The following is a 17,106-nucleotide window of genomic DNA, read 5'->3' as shown; positions in this document are numbered from 1 at the left end:
GGTGCTAGGATACTGATCCGTTTTACTGGCGACCACGCCTATCAGGTTTTCAGACCTGATCCGGCTGAATGGGTTTGCGGCAAAAAGCTGCGGTTTATCGACTAAACTTCGCTTTTTCGCCGAATTTGCCGGTTTAGTCCTTCGTTTATACGATTCTTTGGGGTGCCGCTGGCGCCTCGACAAAATGTTGCGCGTGAACAAGCTGGATGAAACACAGTCTGTTCTGCATCAAATATTTATTTGCCGGGGCGCCCTTATGGCGCGTCGCTACCGTGAGATAGCCGTCCTCCATGTTTGGTTCCAACGACGACAAGAAGACCCCAGCTGCGGCTGGCGAGAAGAAAAGCCTGTTCGGATGGCTGCGTAAGAAACCGCAGGAACCCGTCGTCGAACAGCCGCCCGCGATTCCTGAGCCTGCCCCGGCGCCCGCTCCGGTAATAGAAGAAGAGCCGGCACCGATTGTGCTGCCGATTGCCGAGCCGGTGCTGCAACCGGTTGAGCCGGAACCCGAGCCTGAAGCGCCAGTGGCGGCTGAACTGCCGCTGACCCCGGCGGCCGAGCCGTGGTTGACCTTGCCAGTGGCGGAAGAGCCGGTGGCGTTGGTTGAAGAAGCTGCGCCGCACGTCACTCCGGAGATTCCTGCACCTGCCGCGTTTGTGCCCGAAGTTGCTCCGACGCCTGTGGTTGAGCCGGTTGTCGAGCCTGCGCCGGTTGTAGCTGAACCTATTGTTTCTGAGCCTGTAGCTCCGGTAGTTGTCGCCCCCGTTGCGCCGGTCATTCAACAGCCCGAGCCTGCACCTGCACCTGCCCCTGCCCCCGCCCCCGCCCCCGCCCCTGTTACGGTTGCTCCAGTCGTGCCGGTTGAAGCGATGGCCGAAGCGCCAGTCGAAGCCCCGCGCACCGAAGAAACCAAAGCCGGTTTCTTCGCTCGTCTTAAACAAGGCTTGTCCAAGACCAGCGCCAGCATCGGCGAGGGCATGGCCAGCCTGTTCCTCGGCCGCAAAACCATCGACGACGATCTGCTCGATGACCTCGAAACCCGTCTGCTCACCGCCGACGTCGGCGTCGAAGCCACCACGCAAATCATCCAGCGTCTGACTCAGAAGGTCGCCCGCAAAGAGCTGGCCGACGCCGACGCGCTGTACAAATCCCTGCAGGCCGAACTGGCTGCGATGCTCAAACCTGTCGAACAACCGCTGAAAATCGCTTCGCAGAACAAGCCGTTCGTGATTCTGGTGGTGGGCGTCAACGGCGCCGGCAAGACCACCACCATCGGCAAACTGGCGAAGAAGCTGCAACTGGAAGGCAAGAAAGTCATGCTCGCCGCCGGTGACACCTTCCGTGCCGCTGCGGTGGAGCAATTGCAGGTCTGGGGCGAACGCAACAAGATCCCGGTGATCGCCCAGCACACTGGCGCCGACTCGGCTTCGGTGATCTTCGACGCCGTTCAGGCCGCCAAGGCGCGTGGCATCGACGTATTGATCGCTGACACCGCCGGTCGTCTGCACACCAAAGACAACCTGATGGAAGAGCTGAAAAAGGTTCGCCGGGTCATCGGTAAGCTCGACGCCGACGCGCCGCACGAAGTGCTGCTGGTGCTCGACGCCGGTACTGGCCAGAACGCCATCAACCAGGCCAAGCAATTCAACCAGACCGTCGAACTGACCGGCCTGGCGCTGACCAAACTCGACGGTACCGCCAAGGGTGGGGTGATCTTCGCCCTGGCCAAGCAGTTCGGCCTGCCGATCCGCTACATCGGCGTCGGTGAAGGCATCGACGATTTGCGTACCTTTGAAGCCGAACCCTTTGTCCAGGCACTGTTTGCCGAGCGGGAGCGTTCATGATTCGTTTCGAACAGGTCGGTAAACGCTACCCGAACGGTCACGTCGGCTTGCATGAGCTGAGCTTTCGAGTCCGTCGTGGCGAGTTCTTGTTTGTTACCGGCCACTCCGGTGCCGGTAAATCCACCTTGTTGCGCCTGTTGCTGGCGATGGAACGTCCGACCAGCGGCAAACTGCTGCTGGCCGGGCAAGACCTGAGCACCATCAGCAACGCGCAGATTCCGTTCCTGCGCCGGCAGATCGGCGTGGTGTTCCAGAATCACCAGTTGCTGTTCGATCGCACGGTGTTCAACAACGTCGCGTTGCCGCTGCAGATTCTTGGCTTGTCCAAGGCCGAAATCGCCAAGCGTGTCGATTCGGCACTTGAGCGCGTGGCGCTGTCGGATAAAACCGATCTGTACCCGGGCGATCTGTCCACCGGTCAGCAACAGCGCGTCGGCATCGCCCGCGCCATCGTTCACCGTCCGGCCTTGCTGCTCGCGGACGAACCGACCGGTAACCTCGACCCGCGTCTGGCGGCGGAAATCATGGGCGTGTTCGAAGACATCAACCGTCTGGGCACCAGCGTGCTGATCGCCAGTCACGACCTGGCACTGATCGCGCGCATGCGTCACCGCATGCTGACCCTGCAACGCGGCCGATTGATTGGCGACGGGGAGGCCGGCGAATGAGTGCGACACGCAGTCCGAAGGTTTCCGAACGCGTGGCCCCGAAAGCCGCCGATCCGCAGCCGCCAAAGAAGAAAAAGCACGACGATGACGATGGCCCGGACTTTGCCACGCTGTTCCGTGCCTGGGTCGAAAGTCATCGCGCCAGCCTGCTCGACAGCCTGCGTCGTTTGGGCAAACAGCCGATCGGCAGCTTCTTCACCTGCATGGTGATGGCGGTCGCGCTGAGCCTGCCGATGGGCCTTTCGCTGTTGCTCAACAATGTCGAACGTCTTGGCGGTTCGTGGCAGCGGGCAGCGCAGATCTCGCTGTATCTGCAACTCGACGCCAGCCCCGAGCAAGGCGAGACGTTGCGTGAACAGATCAAAGGCATGCCCGGCGTAGCTGATGCTGAATATGTCGGCCGTGATCAGGCGCTGGAAGAGTTCCAGCAACAGTCCGGACTGGGCGAAGCCCTGCGCGAGCTGCCGGAGAACCCATTGCCGGGCGTGGTGCTGGTCACTCCGAACGAAGTCGACAAGCCGACCCTGGAAGCATTAAGACAAAAACTTTCCGAGCTGCCCAAGGTACAACAGGCGCAACTTGATCTAGTCTGGGTCGAGCGTCTGGCCGCCATCCTCAAGCTTGGCGATCGTTTTGTCTTCGGTCTGACGGTGCTTTTGGTTTCCGCATTACTTTTGGTGATAGGCAATACCATTCGTCTTCATATTGAAAACCGCCGCACAGAGATAGAAGTGATTAAACTCGTCGGCGGCACTGACAGTTATGTGCGACGTCCCTTCCTTTATATGGGGGCGTTGTATGGCTTCGGTGCGGGGCTGTTGTCCTGGGGCGTATTGGCGTTCGGCCTGAACTGGCTGAACGACGCGGTGGTTGGACTGGCCGGCTTGTACGGCAGTGATTTCGCGCTGGCCGGAGTGCCAGTTGCCGACGGTCTGTCGCTCTTGCTTGGCGCGGTGCTGTTGGGTTATATCGGTGCATGGATTGCAGTCGCACGCCATCTCAGGGAGCTGGCGCCGAAGTAGAATCTTTTTTGCGCGTGATTGACCTCGCGGTTTTTTGGGAACTTGTATTTGAGTTCCCGGTCAATTTTTCGCAGTGCTGAGAAGCACGAGTATGTAAGTGGGAGGTTTTTTCGTATGACCAATTCTTTGCAACCTGCGTATGCGTTGGTTCCGGGTGCGAACCTGGAAGCTTACGTGCACACCGTCAACAGCATTCCATTGCTGACGCCGGAGCAGGAGCGTGAACTGGCCGAGAGTCTCTACTATGAGCAGGATTTGGGGGCGGCTCGGCAGATGGTGCTCGCCCACCTGCGTTTTGTCGTACACATTGCCCGTAGCTATTCCGGCTACGGTCTGGCTCAGGCTGACCTGATCCAGGAAGGTAACGTTGGCCTGATGAAGGCCGTAAAACGCTTCAACCCGGAAATGGGTGTGCGTCTGGTGTCGTTCGCCGTGCACTGGATCAAGGCGGAAATTCACGAGTTCATCCTGCGCAACTGGCGCATTGTGAAAGTCGCGACCACCAAGGCCCAGCGCAAGCTGTTCTTCAACCTGCGCAGCCAGAAGAAACGTCTGGCGTGGCTGAACAACGAGGAAGTCCACCGTGTGGCGGAAAGCCTCGGCGTTGAACCGCGTGAAGTGCGCGAGATGGAAAGTCGCCTGACCGGCCATGACATGGCCTTCGACCCGGCTGCTGAAGCCGACGACGACAGCGCTTTCCAGTCGCCGGCCAACTACCTGGAAGACCACCGGTACGACCCGGCGCGTCAACTGGAAGATGCCGACTGGAGCGACAACTCCAACAGCAACCTGCACGAAGCGCTGGAAGTGCTGGACGAACGCAGCCGCGACATTCTCTACCAGCGTTGGCTGGCAGAAGAGAAAGCCACGCTGCACGACCTGGCGCAGAAGTACAACGTGTCGGCCGAGCGGATCCGTCAGCTCGAGAAGAGCGCGATGAACAAGCTCAAATTGTCGATCGCCGCGTAACCGGCGAGCAGGCAATAAAAAACGCCCTGATCAGCGATGATCGGGGCGTTTTCATTTCTGGATTCACACAAAGCCATTGTAGGAGTGAGCCTGCATTTAGATCCTCGGTGTCATCGAGACCACGGTGCCCGCCGCGAATCGTTCAGTCCGAGCAAATAGCTATCCCCACCCAACTGACTCATCTGCTGGCGAATCCACCCGGCCCGACGCGAGACATAAGCGGTCGGATGACTGGCACTCCAGACACGCGGATTGGGCAGAACAGCCGCCAGATAACTCGCCTGCTGCCGCGACAACGACTTCGCGCTCACACCAAAGTGATGGCGGGCGGCAGCTTCAGCACCAAACACCCCGTCATCCCACTCGACACTGTTCAGATACACCTCAAGAATCCGCTGCTTGGGCCAGAACACTTCGATCAACGCTGTAAACCAGGCCTCCAGACCTTTGCGCAGATAGCTGCGCCCGGCCCACAGAAACAGATTCTTCGACACCTGCTGACTCAAGGTACTGGCGCCGCGAATCGATCCACCGAGCTCGTTGTGCGCCAACGCGGCCTGAATCGCACTGAAGTCAAAGCCCCAATGCTCGGGAAACTTCTGATCCTCACCGGCCATGACCGCGACTTTGAGGTCGTCGGAGATCTCGTCCCATGGTTTCCAGGTACGTTGCAGGTCAATCGGCTCGCCATCGACCCAGGATTCGACTTTGCGCTCGACCATCAACGCCGTGCCCGGCGGCGGCACGAAGCGAAACACCAGCACCAGCAAGATGCTGCCGCCCGCGAACCAGAGCAGGGCCTTCGTGAGACGACGGAAAATAGTACGCAGCATAGAGATGGCTTGGCCGAACCGGTGGAGCGGGCCATTATACAGACCCTGCCGATCGCGTCTGACTGGAGTTCCCAATGCTGCGTGGCTTTTTGATGCTGGCCGCTTTTTTTGGTTTTACCGGGGTCGCTTTGGGCGCATTCGCTGCCCATGGCCTGAAAAACCGCCTGACGCCCGAGTACCTCGCGATTTTCCACACCGGCGTGACCTATCAGTTGGTGCACACCTTGGCGCTGTTCGGTGTGGCGCTGTTGGCCACGCAGATTCAGGGCCGACTGGTTGCTTGGGCCGGCGTGTCGTTTACCGTCGGCATCCTGCTGTTCTCCGGCAGCCTTTACGTGTTGACCACCACCGGCATCAGCAAGCTCGGCATCATCACCCCGTTCGGTGGTCTGGCGTTTCTGGCCGGTTGGGTCTGCCTGGGCCTCGCCGCCTGGCGCTTGCAGCCAACCGCTTGACGCTTGGTGCTGACCTTTAGGTCATGATCGGGCTAGAATGCCAGCCCCTAAAAATGATGGCGGCGTTGTGCATGCGCATTCAATTGAACGGCGAATCCCTTGAACTGCCCGACGGCGAGACCGTTGCGGCCCTGATCACTCGTCTGGAACTGACCGGACGCCGGGTGGCAGTCGAACTCAATCTGGATATCGTCCCGCGCAGCCAGCATGCCGACACCACGCTCAACGATGGCGACAACGTTGAAGTGGTGCACGCCATCGGCGGCGGCTGATCGCCCGGCCCGCAAGGGCACAGAATTCTGCAAGACCCTCACTCCTAAAGAGGATTCCCCATGAGCATCGTTCGTAGCGACAAGCCTTTTGTGCTGGCCGGTCGTACTTACCAGTCGCGTTTGCTGGTCGGTACCGGCAAGTACCGTGACATGGAAGAAACCCGTCAGGCCATCGAAGCCTCGGGTGCCGAAATCGTCACCTTCGCCGTGCGCCGCACCAACCTCGGCCAGATCGAAGGCGAGCCGAACCTGCTCGACGTGCTGTCGCCGCAGCGCTACACCTTCCTGCCGAACACCGCCGGTTGCTACGACGCCATCGAAGCCGTGCGTACCTGCCGCCTGGCCCGTGAGCTGCTCGACGGCCACAACCTGGTGAAGCTGGAAGTACTGGCGGACCAGAAAACCCTGTTTCCTAACGTGATCGAAACCCTCAAGGCCGCGGAAACGCTGGTCAAGGAAGGTTTCGACGTGATGGTCTACACCAGCGATGACCCGATCATCGCCCGTCAACTGGCAGAAATCGGCTGCATCGCGGTGATGCCGCTGGCCGGTCTGATCGGTTCCGGTCTGGGGATCTGCAACCCGTACAACCTGCAGATCATCCTCGAAGAAGCCAAGATCCCTGTGTTGGTCGATGCCGGTGTCGGCACTGCGTCCGACGCAACCATCGCCATGGAACTGGGTTGTGATGCGGTGCTGATGAACTCGGCCATCGCCCACGCCCAGCAGCCGGTGATGATGGCTGAAGCCATGAAACACGCCATCGTTGCAGGCCGTCTGGCCTACCTCGCTGGCCGTATGCCGAAAAAACTCTATGCCAGCGCCTCTTCGCCGCTGGATGGTCTGATCAAGTAAGAGCCATTGATGACTGAATCGAACGACACGCCTATCCAGACGGAAGAAGGCGACGAGCGCCAACACCGCCGCATCAAGAGTTTCGTGATGCGCGCCGGGCGCATGACCGAAGGCCAGCAACGCGGTCTGGATCAGGGCGCGCCGCTGTACGTGTTGCCGCTGGCCGACGCGCCGGTGGATTACGATCAGGTTTTCGGCCGTTCGGCACCGCGCTCGCTGGAGATCGGTTTCGGCATGGGCCACTCGCTGCTGGAAATGGCCGCGGCCGCACCGGATCAGGATTTCATCGGCGTGGAAGTTCACCGTCCGGGTGTCGGCGCGCTGCTCAATGGCGTGCTTACCCAAGGCCTGACCAACCTGCGGGTCTACGATTGCGACGCGATCGAAGTGCTCAACCGCTGCATCGCCGACAACAGCCTCGATCGCCTGATGCTGTTCTTCCCGGACCCGTGGCACAAGAGCCGTCACCACAAGCGTCGCATCGTTCAGGCCTCGTTCGCTGAACTGGTGCGCAGCAAGTTGAAGGTTGGCGGCATTCTGCACATGGCCACCGACTGGGAACCGTACGCCGAATACATGCTGGAAGTGATGAACGTCGCGCCGGGCTATCGCAACCTCGCCGAAGACGGCAAGTGCGTGCCACGCCCGGCTGAACGCCCGATCACCAAGTTCGAGCGCCGCGGCGAACGTCTTGGCCATGGCGTGTGGGACCTGAAGTTCGAAAAACAGTCCTGAGCATCACGCGATACCCAATGTAGGAGTGAGCCTGCTCGCGATAGCGGTGGATCAGTCAGTACTTATGCCGACTGACACACCGCTATCGCGAGCAGGCTCACTCCTACAGTTGTTTTTGGGGGCCTTAAAGATTGCTGGCGATCCGCCGAAAGCTCTACGTCCCCCACTTGTAAAGGAAGACGAGTCTTGAAAGCCATTTTCGCCTGCACGCTGGTTCTGGGTTTATTGTTTTGCGCCGCCTGCGAGCGGGTAGTCACCCCTGAGGAATACTTTGCAAGTGCGCAGAGAACGGCGGTGAAGATCGAGCGCGAAGCCAATGAGCGCATCAGGCGGGAGGCCGCCGGAGAAACGCTCGAATACACCCCGGAGCAATTGCGCGTTGCAGAGGGCGATATTGAAGCGCTGGCCGAGAATTTGAAGCACGCATCGGATGGCGGACACACGCTGGCAACGTACCTGCTGGCCAGTCTGCAGGACAATCCGATGTTCTCTGAGCGAACACGCCTGGAAACTTGCGGCCTGTACCAGAAAGCCATGGATCAAGGGTTACTGGCGGCCGCGGTGGGTTACTACCATCTGTGCGACAAAGCCTATGAACGGTTTGATTTGCACAACGCCGATCATTTGAAATTCCTGCAGTCGCTGGAACAGTTGTTGAGTAAACCCGACGCTCATGTTGACGATTATCCGCTGCAGGCCAAGCGCTCCCTGTGTTTCCTGGACGAGAGGGCGCCCCAGACTCAGCAAGGTGTGGCAGCGGCCATGCGCGCCCGCGCTGTGGCGTTGATGTTGTCAGAGGAGCAGTATCGGGCTGAGGCCAACTACATTCTGGCGCTGACACGGGTAAACGCCAGCGACCGACACGACAGTCAGAGCATTTTGTATCTGGATAGCGCTGAAGCACTGGGCTGCCAGGACTATTACGGGCTCAGCGCGATGATCCGCCATGAGGTCAAGTCCGGCGTTAAATAGACGATCCCTGTGGGCGGGCGGGAATCATCACGCCCACATTCATTTTGGATCGTTTTCGGCTCAGCGGCGGTCGGCGACTACGCCAATGAGCACGAGGACTACCAGCAGGACGGGCGCCAGGCTGTAGTTGTTGAACTGGCTCAAGCCTTTGATCACCCAAGGCGTTGCGTAAATCAGCGCCGCGCCGCTGCCGATCAGGCACAGCAGCGCCATCAGTGGCACGCGCAAGGCGCCGGCGATGCTGCCCAGGCGCTGCTCGACCCAGCCTTTGAAGTCAGCGCCGAACAGCACCAGCAAGCAGCCGACCAGCGCCAGGGCGATTTCCGAGAGGTTGCTGCGGCTCCAGCGGGAGACGGTGGCGAGCAGGTCGAGTATCAAATCCATGCGTTTTCCCTTGGGACAGAAGTTGAGGGTTGGGCTCAGTTCAGAAATTGTTGCAGCAAGTCGTTGAGGAACAGCTGTCCGCGCTCGGTGGCCACCAGACGTGACGGTTCGACCTGCAACAGACCGCTTTGTTCTGCCGCTGCCCGGCCTTCGGCGAGGCTTTCCAGCGACAGGCCAGTGCGCTCCGGATACAAGCGCGATTCGACGCCTGCAGTCAGGCGCAAGGCGTTCATCAGAAACTCGAACGGCATCTCGTCGTTGGTCAGCGCTTTTTCGCCGGCCTGGAAGCTTTTTGCCGGGTTGAGATAGTCCTTTGGCAAACGGGTTTTCCAGGTGCGCACGATGCGCCCATCCGGATGGCTGAGCTTGCCATGTGCACCCGCGCCAATGCCGATGAAGTCGCCAAAGCTCCAGTAATTGAGGTTATGCCGCGCCGGACGTCCGGCCTGGGCATACGCCGACACTTCGTATTGCGCGTAACCGTGCTCGGCCAACAGCGCCTGCCCGGCTTCCTGAATGTCCCACAGCGTGTCGTCTTCCGGCAGCACTGGCGGCTGGTTCCAGAACACCGTGTTCGGCTCCAGTGTCAGTTGATACCAGGAAATGTGCGTCGGATTCAGTTCGATGGCCTGGCGCAAATCGCTCAGGGCATCGTCCAGCGATTGATCGGGCAAGCCGTGCATCAAGTCGAGGTTGAAGTTATCGAACCCGGCCTGACGCGCCATGCCCGCCGCGCGCACGGCTTCGTCACCGTTGTGAATGCGGCCCAGTGCCTGGAGCTTTTCCTGCTGGAAACTCTGGATGCCGATCGACAGCCGATTGATCCCCAGCTTGCGGTAGGCGACGAACTTCTCTTGTTCAAAGGTGCCCGGGTTGGCTTCCAGAGTGATTTCGATGTCGTCGGCAAACGGAATGCGCTGCTCGACGCCTTCGAGCAAACGCCCAAGCGCTTCGGCGCTGAACAGGCTCGGCGTACCGCCACCGAAGAAGATCGAGCTGATTTCGCGGCCGTAAACGGCGTGCAGGTCCTGATCGAGATCGGCCAGCAGCGCATCAACGTACTCCTGCTCAGGCAAAACCGGGCTTGCGGTGTGCGAGTTGAAATCGCAATACGGGCATTTGCGTACACACCACGGGATGTGGATGTACAGCGACAAGGGCGGCAGCGTCGGCAACGGCGCCCGAGGCGAAGAAGCGGCGCCGCCGACAATCAGCGACGACGCAGAAGAGTCACGGGTCATTTCAAGCCCAGACGCTGGCGCAGCAGATCCATTGCTCGGGCGCGGTGGCTGATCTGGTTCTTGTCCGCCGGGCTCAGTTCGGCGCTGGACACGTCACGCTCCGGTACCCAAAACAGCGGGTCATAACCGAAACCGTGTTCGCCGCTGGCAGCCGTCAGAATGCGCCCGTGCCACAGGCCTTCGCAGAGGATCGGCAACGGGTCATCGGCGTGACGTACCAGCGCCAGCACGCAAACAAACTGTGCGCCGCGCTCGGCTTCCGGCACATCCTTCAGCGCGTCGAGCAGTTTGGCGTTGTTTGCCGCATCGCCCTTGCCGTCGGCATAACGCGCCGAATAGATGCCCGGCGCACCGCCAAGGAAATCCACCGCCAGACCGGAGTCGTCGGCCAGCGCCGGCAACCCGGAAATACGCGCGGCGTTACGCGCCTTGAGAATCGCGTTCTCGACGAACGACAGACCGGTTTCTTCCGGCTCGACCTTGCTCCACTCGCCAATCGAGCGCAGTTGCACCGATTCGCCGAGCATGGCCTGGAGTTCTTTGAGTTTGCCGGCGTTATGGCTGGCCAGTACGAGCTGCTTGATGTTCATCATTCGCCGGGAAAGAGTTCTTGGTTGAAATTGATGGTGTTGACCTTGTCGCCGTTCTGCACCTTGATTTCAAAGGTGCGGGTTTCCTGCTGAGGCACCGGATATTGGGCGATGTAGTAGATCGCACCCTGCTCGGTGACTTGCTTGAAATTCAGCGGCACGCTCTGGCTGGTCAGGTCTTTGACCGTGCCGGTGACGTTGGCGACCAGCGGTTTGCCGTCCTTGATCACCGAGACATTGATCACGCCCTGATTCTTGCTGCGGATCAGCTCCGCGGCCTTGGCGATGTCCGGTTGCAGGAACGTCGAGTTGAAGGTGTTGTAGTGCACCGTGACGTCGGCAAAGGTTTCCTTGCGCTCACCCTTGATGACGTCGGCCGCCAGAGCGCTGGCGCTCAGGCAGGCAGTCAATAACAACAACGCTAAACGACCCATGATCGTGCTCCTCGAAATGACGGGATTCAGACCGCGACTTTGTGGTCTGCAAGCTGCGGGCTGCTGACGCGGTAGATACCGATCTCACCTAACAGATTAGGCCATAGCTTACTGGCCCACCCGTGACGGTGCTGTTGATCCACGGCAAGCCGATCAATGACCTTCGCATCACGTTCGCGGCAAAGTTCTTCAAAGTCTTCGAAGGTGCAGAAGTGGATGTTCGGCGTGTTGTACCAGGTGTACGGCAGGAACTCGGAAACCGGCATGCGGCCCTTGCTCGCCAGGTACCAGCGGCAGCGCCAGTGGCCGAAGTTGGGGAAAGTGATGATGCACTGGCGGCCGACCCGGAGCATTTCGTCGAGGATCTTGTCCGGGTAATGCACGGCTTGCAGGGCCTGAGTCATGACGACGATGTCGAAACTGTTGCTGGCGAAGTTGCCCAGCCCCTTGTCCAGGTCCTGCTCGATGACGTTGACGCCTTTGGCCACGCACTGGGCAATGTTGTCAGCGTCGTTTTCCAGGCCATAACCGGTGACGTTCTTGTTGTCGCGCAGCCAGGTCAGCAGCTCGCCGTCACCGCAACCGAGGTCGAGGACGCGGCTGCCGGCGGGGATCCATTCCTGGATGATTTCCAGATCAGCTCTCATGGCTTTCTCACAGCGTGATGCGGTTCATGTAATTGCCGAACGCCTGCAAGTAGCGCGGGATCGGAATCAGGAAGGCGTCGTGGCCCTGCGGCGCATCGATTTCCAGATAACTGACGTCTTTGCGCGCCGCCATCAGCGCATCCACCAGTTCCCGCGAACGGGCAGGGGAGAAACGCCAATCGGTGGTGAATGACATCACGCAGAACTTGGCCGTGGCGTTTTCAAAGGTTTTTGCCAGGTTATCGTCGAAGTTCGCCGCCGGATCGAAGTAATCCAGTGCCTTGGTCATCAACAGATAGGTGTTGGCGTCGAAGCGTCCGGAGAACTCTTCGCCCTGATAACGCAGGTAGCTTTCAACCTGAAACTCGACACTGTGGAAGTCGTAGTTGAGTTTCTCGCTCTTCAGGCCACGGCCGAATTTCTCGCCCATGGAATCGTCGGACAGGTAGGTGATGTGCCCGACCATCCGCGCCAGCATCAGCCCGCGCTTGGGGATCACGCCCGCTTCCTGGAACGAACCGCCGTGGAATTCCGGATCGGTCAGGATTGCCTGACGCGCCACTTCGTTGAAGGCGATGTTCTGCGCCGACAGCTTCGGTGCCGAGGCGATGGCCAGGCAGTGACGCACGCGATCCGGATAGGTGATGGTCCATTGCAACGCCTGCATACCGCCGAGGCTGCCGCCAATCACTGCCGCCCACTGGCCGATGCCGAGCAGATCAGCGAGACGTGCCTGGCTATGCACCCAGTCTTCCACGGTAAGCACCGGGAAGTCGGCGCCGAACGGTTTGCCGGTCTCCGGGTTGATGCTGCTCGGGCCGGTGGAGCCGTTGCAGCCGCCGAGGTTGTTCAGGCTGACCACGAAGAATTTGTTGGTGTCGATCGGTTTGCCGGGGCCGATGCAGCTGTCCCACCAACCGGGCTTGCGGTCGTCGACGCTGTGATAGCCGGCGGCGTGATGGTGGCCGGACAAGGCGTGGCAAATAAGCACGGCGTTGCTCGCTTGCGCGTTCAGCGTGCCGTAGGTTTCGTAGATCAGGTCATAGGCGGCCAGCGAACGGCCACAGGCCAGCGCCAGCGGAACGCTGAAGTGCGCGGTTTGCGGCGTCACCAGACCAACAGAATCGGGGGGAAAGGCAGTTGGCATCGACCCTGCTCTCGTTGAAATGAGGCGTAAGTCTAAAGACCGGGGGGGTTAGCGGCAAGCGGCCCTCACCCTAGCCCTCTCCCGGAGGGAGAGGGGACTGACCGAGGTGTTCTTTTGAACTACGCCGACCTGATCTATCGAGTCGAACTCAGGCCTTGAAAACCACCAAAATCGGCTCCCTCTCCCGGAGGAAGAGGGGACTGACCGGGGTGGATGTTCGAGATACGCCGACCTGATCTGTCGAGTCGAACTCAGGCCTTGAAAACCACCAAAATCGGCTCCCTCTCCCGGAGGAAGAGGGGACTGACTGGGGTGGATGTTCGAGATACGCCGACCTGATCTATCGAGTCGAACTCAGGTTTTGAAAACCACCCAAATCGGCTCCCTCTCCAGGGGGAGAGGGCTGGGGTGAAGGGCACAGACGCCGCAAAACTCAAGACAAGCGCCCAACCAACCCCGGCAAATCCGGCAACTTCTTCGGCGAGCAGATCTTCACCCGTTTCTGCCGGTTCAACTCACCGCTGAGCAAACTGACCTGGCTCTTCGAAACGCCAAACGCCTTGGCCAGAAAGCCCAGCAGATTAGCATTGGCCTTGCCCTCGACCGGCGGCGCAGTCAGGCGAATCTTCAGACGATCGCCGTGCAGCCCGGCGAAGTCATCGCTGCGGGCTGCCGGTTGCAGGTGACACTCGAGGATCAAGTCGTCACCGTCCCATCGAAACCAGCTCACATCAGCAGACGGAGGATTTCCGGCATCATCGTCATCGCCGCCAGATTGTTAATCACCAGCATGTCGATCAGCTTCAGCGCGAGGAAGGCGAAGATCGGTGACAGGTCCAGACCGCCAAGATTCGGCAGGAACTTGCGGAACGGCGCCAGCGCCGGCTCGCAGATCTGGTTGACCAGCTCAGCGCCCGGATTGTGGCTGCCCGGCGCGACCCACGAGAGGATCACGCTGATGATCAGGGCGAAGAAGAAGATCTTCAGGAACAGCGCGGTCACGCCGATCAGCGACCAGATAAACAGTTGCAGCGGATTGCCGGTGGTGCCGTAAGTCAGCAACAGGGTCAGTGCCATCAGCGCCAGTTGCACCAGAATCGCCAGCACCAGTGACGACATGTCCAGACCGAACATGCTCGGAATGATCCGCCGCAGTGGCTTGAGCAGCGGCTGGGTCGCTTTGACGATGAACTGGCACAGCGGGTTGTAGAAGTTCGCCCGTACCAGTTGCAGCACGAAGCGCAGCAGCACGATCAGCAGGTACAGACTACCGAGGGTTTGCAGCACGTAAACCGCTGCGGTGTTCAATCCAATCATGTAAGGCTCCTTATTTGCCCAGTTGTTCGGCCATTTCGGCCGAGCGGTGCGCGGCGGCGCCGAGTGCGGTTTCGACCAGTGCTTCAAAGCCATTGGCCTGGAATGATTTGATTGCAGCTTCCGTGGTGCCGTTTGGCGAAGTCACGCGGCGGCGCAGTTCGGCAGCATCGACATCGCTGGAGACGGCCATGTGTGCCGCGCCCAGCGCCGTTTGCAGAGTCAGTTGCTCGGCGATGTCCTTTGGCAGACCCAGTTTGACGCCAGCGGCGGTCATGGCTTCGATCAGCAGGAAGAAGTACGCCGGGCCTGAACCGGAAACCGCAGTGACCGCGTCCAGTTGCTGTTCTTCATTCAGCCACAGGGCAATGCCTACGGCGGACAGCAGCTCTTCGGCTTGCTGACGTTGCTCGGCGGTCACTTCACTGGTTGCATACAAACCGCTGACGCCCTGACGCAGCAGCGCCGGGGTGTTGGGCATGCAGCGCACAATCGGCTGCTCGCCGAGCCAGGCGGTCATGCTCGCGCAGGTGATGCCCGCCGCGATGGAAACCACCAGTTGATTGGGTTGCAGGCTTGGGCGAATTGCCTCGCACACGGCTTTCATCGCCTGCGGCTTGACGGCCAGTACGATCACATCGAAGCCGTCGATGGCCTGCGCGTTGTCGGCAAAGGTCTCGATGCCGTGTTCAGCGCTGACCCTGGCGCGAGTTTCTTCGCCCGGATCGCTGGCACGGATGTGGGCAGCTTCCAGACCTTTGGCGCGCAGGCCGCCAATCAAACTGGCCGCCATGTTGCCCGCACCGATAAACGCAATACGTGTGTTGCTCATGTGTGGTCCTTATCTGGAAACGTTCAAGATTGGGAATAGTCGCGGGCGCCAAACAGGGCCGTACCGATACGCACCCAGGTGGCGCCTTGGGCAATGGCCGACTCGAGGTCGTGGCTCATGCCCATGGAAAGTGTGTCGAGCGGCAAATCGAGGCTCGCCTGCAATTTCTGCACGGCGGCGAAGGCCGCGTCCTGTTCGGCGCGGTCGTCGGTTGGCTCCGGAATCGCCATCAAGCCGCGCAGTTTCAGGCGCGGCAAAGTGCTGATGGCAGCGGCCAATGCCGGCAGATCGTCAGGCGTGCAGCCGGACTTGCTGGCTTCACGGCTGACGTTGACCTGAATGCAGATGTTCAGCGGCGGCAGTTCGGCCGGGCGCTGTTCGGACAGACGTTGAGCGATTTTCAGGCGATCCACGGAGTGCACCCAGTCGAAATGCTCGGCAATCGCACGAGTCTTGTTCGATTGAATGGGGCCGATGAAGTGCCAGATCAAGGGCAGATCCGCCAGTTCGAGCTGTTTGCTCAAGGCTTCCTGCAGATAGTTCTCGCCAAAGTCACGCAGGCCGGCGGCATACGCTTCGCGCAGGGCTTCGGCGGGTTTGGTTTTACTGACGGCGAGTAATTGAACGCTGTTTTCAGGGCGGGTTGCGGCTTGGATCGCTGCCTGGATGCGCGAACTAACCAGTTGAATGTTGTCTGCTATCGTGGACATCAAGAGGCGCCAGCGGTCTGAAGGTTCGCGGCATTCTACTGGAATTGAGGAGCGCTATGGATATCACTGAACTGCTGGCCTTCAGCGCCAAACAGGGAGCTTCCGACCTGCACCTGTCGGCCGGTCTGCCGCCGATGATCCGTGTCGATGGCGATGTGCGGCGGATCAATCTGCCAGCGCTCGACCACAAGCAAGTGCACGAACTGATCTACGACATCATGAACGACACCCAGCGCGTCGACTTCGAGAAACATCTGGAAACCGACTTTTCCTTCGAAGTGCCGGGTGTCGCGCGTTTCCGGGTTAATGCCTTTAACCAGAACCGAGGTGCGGGCGCCGTATTCCGTACGATTCCGTCGAAAGTGCTGAGCATGGAAGACTTAGCCATGGGCGATGTCTTTCGCAAGATCACCGATGCGCCGCGAGGGCTGGTGCTGGTGACCGGCCCGACCGGCTCGGGCAAGTCGACCACACTGGCGGCGATGATCGACTACCTCAATACCCATCGCCACCACCACATTCTGACGATTGAAGACCCGATCGAATTTGTTCATGAGTCGCGCAAATGCCTGATCAATCAGCGCGAAGTTCACCGTGATACCCGCAGTTTCGCTACGGCTTTGCGTTCAGCGCTGCGCGAAGACCCGGATGTGATTCTGGTTGGCGAGATGCGTGACCTGGAAACCATTCGCCTGGCGCTGACCGCTGCCGAGACTGGGCATTTGGTGTTCGGCACCTTGCACACCACGTCGGCGGCGAAAACCATCGACCGCGTGGTCGACGTATTCCCCGGTGACGAGAAGTCGATGGTGCGCTCGATGCTGTCGGAGTCGTTACTGGCGGTGGTCTCGCAGACGTTGATCAAGAAGATCGGCGGCGGGCGGGTGGCGGCGCACGAGATCATGCTGGGGACGTCAGCGATCCGTAACCTGATCCGCGAGGACAAGGTGGCGCAGATGTATTCGGCGATTCAGACGGGGGGATCGTTGGGGATGCAGACACTGGACATGTGCCTGAAGGATCTGGTGACCAAGGGTTTGATCAGTCGCGAACATGCGCGGGAGAAGGCACGCACGCCGGATAATTTCTGAGGGAGATTTTCGGTGTTCTCACCGGCCCTTTCGCGAGCAATCTCGCTCCCACATTTGATTGCATTCCTTCAATTGGAATGCTTTCACCTGT

At 60.0% G+C, this 17,106-nt stretch carries 21 protein-coding genes; 10 read left to right on the top strand and 11 right to left on the bottom strand.

The window, feature by feature from the left end; all coding sequences use genetic code 11:
* Positions 1-290: 290 nt before the first annotated feature.
* The 4 genes from ftsY to rpoH all read left to right on the top strand — a co-directional run bounded on the left by ftsY (position 291) and on the right by rpoH (position 4,503).
* A complete protein-coding gene (gene ftsY, locus HUW52_RS29235) occupies positions 291-1,844 on the top strand; it encodes a signal recognition particle-docking protein FtsY (RefSeq protein WP_175555553.1) in 1,554 nt (517 codons plus the stop codon).
* Positions 1,841-2,512: a cell division ATP-binding protein FtsE gene (gene ftsE / locus HUW52_RS29230; RefSeq protein WP_008065082.1), complete on the top strand. Its 672-nt coding sequence runs from the start codon at positions 1,841-1,843 to the stop codon at positions 2,510-2,512. Before ftsY ends, ftsE begins: the two co-directional genes overlap by 4 nt.
* On the top strand, positions 2,509-3,534 hold the full coding sequence (gene ftsX, locus HUW52_RS29225; protein ID WP_175555552.1) for a permease-like cell division protein FtsX: 1,026 nt from the start codon (positions 2,509-2,511) through the stop codon (positions 3,532-3,534). The genes ftsE and ftsX overlap by 4 nt, the downstream gene beginning before the upstream one ends.
* Positions 3,535-3,648: 114 nt before the next feature.
* Positions 3,649-4,503, top strand: a complete 855-nt coding sequence (gene rpoH, locus HUW52_RS29220; RefSeq protein WP_007913617.1) for an RNA polymerase sigma factor RpoH — start codon at positions 3,649-3,651, stop codon at positions 4,501-4,503.
* Positions 4,504-4,613: 110 nt separating this feature from the next.
* On the opposite strand, the gene mtgA is transcribed toward rpoH, so the two are convergent.
* Positions 4,614-5,336 (bottom strand): monofunctional biosynthetic peptidoglycan transglycosylase, encoded by a 723-nt coding sequence (gene mtgA, locus HUW52_RS29215; protein WP_016983236.1) that lies wholly within the window; start codon positions 5,334-5,336, stop codon positions 4,614-4,616.
* A 74-nt stretch (positions 5,337-5,410) separates the two neighbouring features.
* On the opposite strand from mtgA, the gene HUW52_RS29210 reads away from it, so the two are divergent.
* The 5 genes from HUW52_RS29210 (at position 5,411) to HUW52_RS29190 (ending at position 8,625) form a co-directional block, all read left to right on the top strand.
* Complete coding sequence (locus HUW52_RS29210; RefSeq protein ID WP_016983237.1) at positions 5,411-5,791, top strand: DUF423 domain-containing protein; 381 nt, start codon at positions 5,411-5,413, stop codon at positions 5,789-5,791.
* 71 nt (positions 5,792-5,862) lie between these two features.
* Positions 5,863-6,063 (top strand): sulfur carrier protein ThiS, encoded by a 201-nt coding sequence (gene thiS / locus HUW52_RS29205; RefSeq protein ID WP_122604433.1) that lies wholly within the window; start codon positions 5,863-5,865, stop codon positions 6,061-6,063.
* Between the two features lie 60 nt (positions 6,064-6,123).
* Positions 6,124-6,918, top strand: a complete 795-nt coding sequence (locus HUW52_RS29200; RefSeq protein WP_016983239.1) for a thiazole synthase — start codon at positions 6,124-6,126, stop codon at positions 6,916-6,918.
* A gap of 9 nt (positions 6,919-6,927) precedes the next feature.
* Complete coding sequence (trmB, locus tag HUW52_RS29195; protein WP_016983240.1) at positions 6,928-7,653, top strand: tRNA (guanosine(46)-N7)-methyltransferase TrmB; 726 nt, start codon at positions 6,928-6,930, stop codon at positions 7,651-7,653.
* A 186-nt stretch (positions 7,654-7,839) separates the two neighbouring features.
* A complete protein-coding gene (locus tag HUW52_RS29190) occupies positions 7,840-8,625 on the top strand; it encodes a hypothetical protein (protein ID WP_175555551.1) in 786 nt (261 codons plus the stop codon).
* Between the two features lie 60 nt (positions 8,626-8,685).
* Here HUW52_RS29190 and HUW52_RS29185 read toward each other — a convergent pair whose 3' ends face one another.
* The 10 genes from HUW52_RS29185 to HUW52_RS29140 all read right to left on the bottom strand — a co-directional run bounded on the left by HUW52_RS29185 (position 8,686) and on the right by HUW52_RS29140 (position 15,924).
* The gene (locus tag HUW52_RS29185; RefSeq protein WP_008083808.1) at positions 8,686-9,009 is read right to left on the bottom strand and encodes a DUF3392 domain-containing protein; all 324 of its coding nucleotides are present in this window, start codon (positions 9,007-9,009) and stop codon (positions 8,686-8,688) included.
* 35 nt (positions 9,010-9,044) lie between these two features.
* On the bottom strand, positions 9,045-10,250 hold the full coding sequence (hemW, locus tag HUW52_RS29180) for a radical SAM family heme chaperone HemW (protein WP_256667893.1): 1,206 nt from the start codon (positions 10,248-10,250) through the stop codon (positions 9,045-9,047).
* Positions 10,247-10,843, bottom strand: a complete 597-nt coding sequence (gene rdgB / locus HUW52_RS29175) for an RdgB/HAM1 family non-canonical purine NTP pyrophosphatase (protein WP_008083802.1) — start codon at positions 10,841-10,843, stop codon at positions 10,247-10,249. Before rdgB ends, hemW begins: the two co-directional genes overlap by 4 nt.
* Positions 10,840-11,274 carry a DUF4426 domain-containing protein gene (locus HUW52_RS29170; RefSeq protein WP_175555550.1) on the bottom strand — a complete coding sequence of 145 codons (435 nt, stop codon included), beginning with the start codon at positions 11,272-11,274 and terminating at the stop codon, positions 10,840-10,842. The genes rdgB and HUW52_RS29170 overlap by 4 nt, the downstream gene beginning before the upstream one ends.
* A 26-nt stretch (positions 11,275-11,300) precedes the next feature.
* Positions 11,301-11,921: a methionine biosynthesis protein MetW gene (metW, locus tag HUW52_RS29165; protein ID WP_007913638.1), complete on the bottom strand. Its 621-nt coding sequence runs from the start codon at positions 11,919-11,921 to the stop codon at positions 11,301-11,303.
* Between the two features lie 7 nt (positions 11,922-11,928).
* On the bottom strand, positions 11,929-13,068 hold the full coding sequence (locus tag HUW52_RS29160) for a homoserine O-acetyltransferase (RefSeq protein ID WP_016983244.1): 1,140 nt from the start codon (positions 13,066-13,068) through the stop codon (positions 11,929-11,931).
* Between the two features lie 433 nt (positions 13,069-13,501).
* Positions 13,502-13,798 carry a DUF167 domain-containing protein gene (locus HUW52_RS29155; protein ID WP_175555549.1) on the bottom strand — a complete coding sequence of 99 codons (297 nt, stop codon included), beginning with the start codon at positions 13,796-13,798 and terminating at the stop codon, positions 13,502-13,504.
* Positions 13,795-14,385, bottom strand: coding sequence for a YggT family protein (locus HUW52_RS29150; protein WP_095186992.1), 591 nt, complete (start codon positions 14,383-14,385; stop codon positions 13,795-13,797). Before HUW52_RS29150 ends, HUW52_RS29155 begins: the two co-directional genes overlap by 4 nt.
* 10 nt (positions 14,386-14,395) lie before the next feature.
* Positions 14,396-15,214 (bottom strand): pyrroline-5-carboxylate reductase, encoded by an 819-nt coding sequence (gene proC / locus HUW52_RS29145; RefSeq protein ID WP_175555548.1) that lies wholly within the window; start codon positions 15,212-15,214, stop codon positions 14,396-14,398.
* Between the two features lie 23 nt (positions 15,215-15,237).
* The gene (locus HUW52_RS29140) at positions 15,238-15,924 is read right to left on the bottom strand and encodes a YggS family pyridoxal phosphate-dependent enzyme (RefSeq protein ID WP_175555547.1); all 687 of its coding nucleotides are present in this window, start codon (positions 15,922-15,924) and stop codon (positions 15,238-15,240) included.
* A gap of 56 nt (positions 15,925-15,980) precedes the next feature.
* Between HUW52_RS29140 and HUW52_RS29135 the strand changes: the two genes are divergently transcribed.
* A complete protein-coding gene (locus HUW52_RS29135; RefSeq protein ID WP_007953348.1) occupies positions 15,981-17,015 on the top strand; it encodes a type IV pilus twitching motility protein PilT in 1,035 nt (344 codons plus the stop codon).
* The last annotated feature ends 91 nt before the right edge of the window (positions 17,016-17,106 follow it).

This window comes from Pseudomonas sp. 43A, assembly GCF_013363935.1.
GTDB lineage: Bacteria > Pseudomonadota > Gammaproteobacteria > Pseudomonadales > Pseudomonadaceae > Aquipseudomonas > Aquipseudomonas crudilactis.
This window is presented reverse-complemented; position numbering and strand designations above follow the sequence as displayed.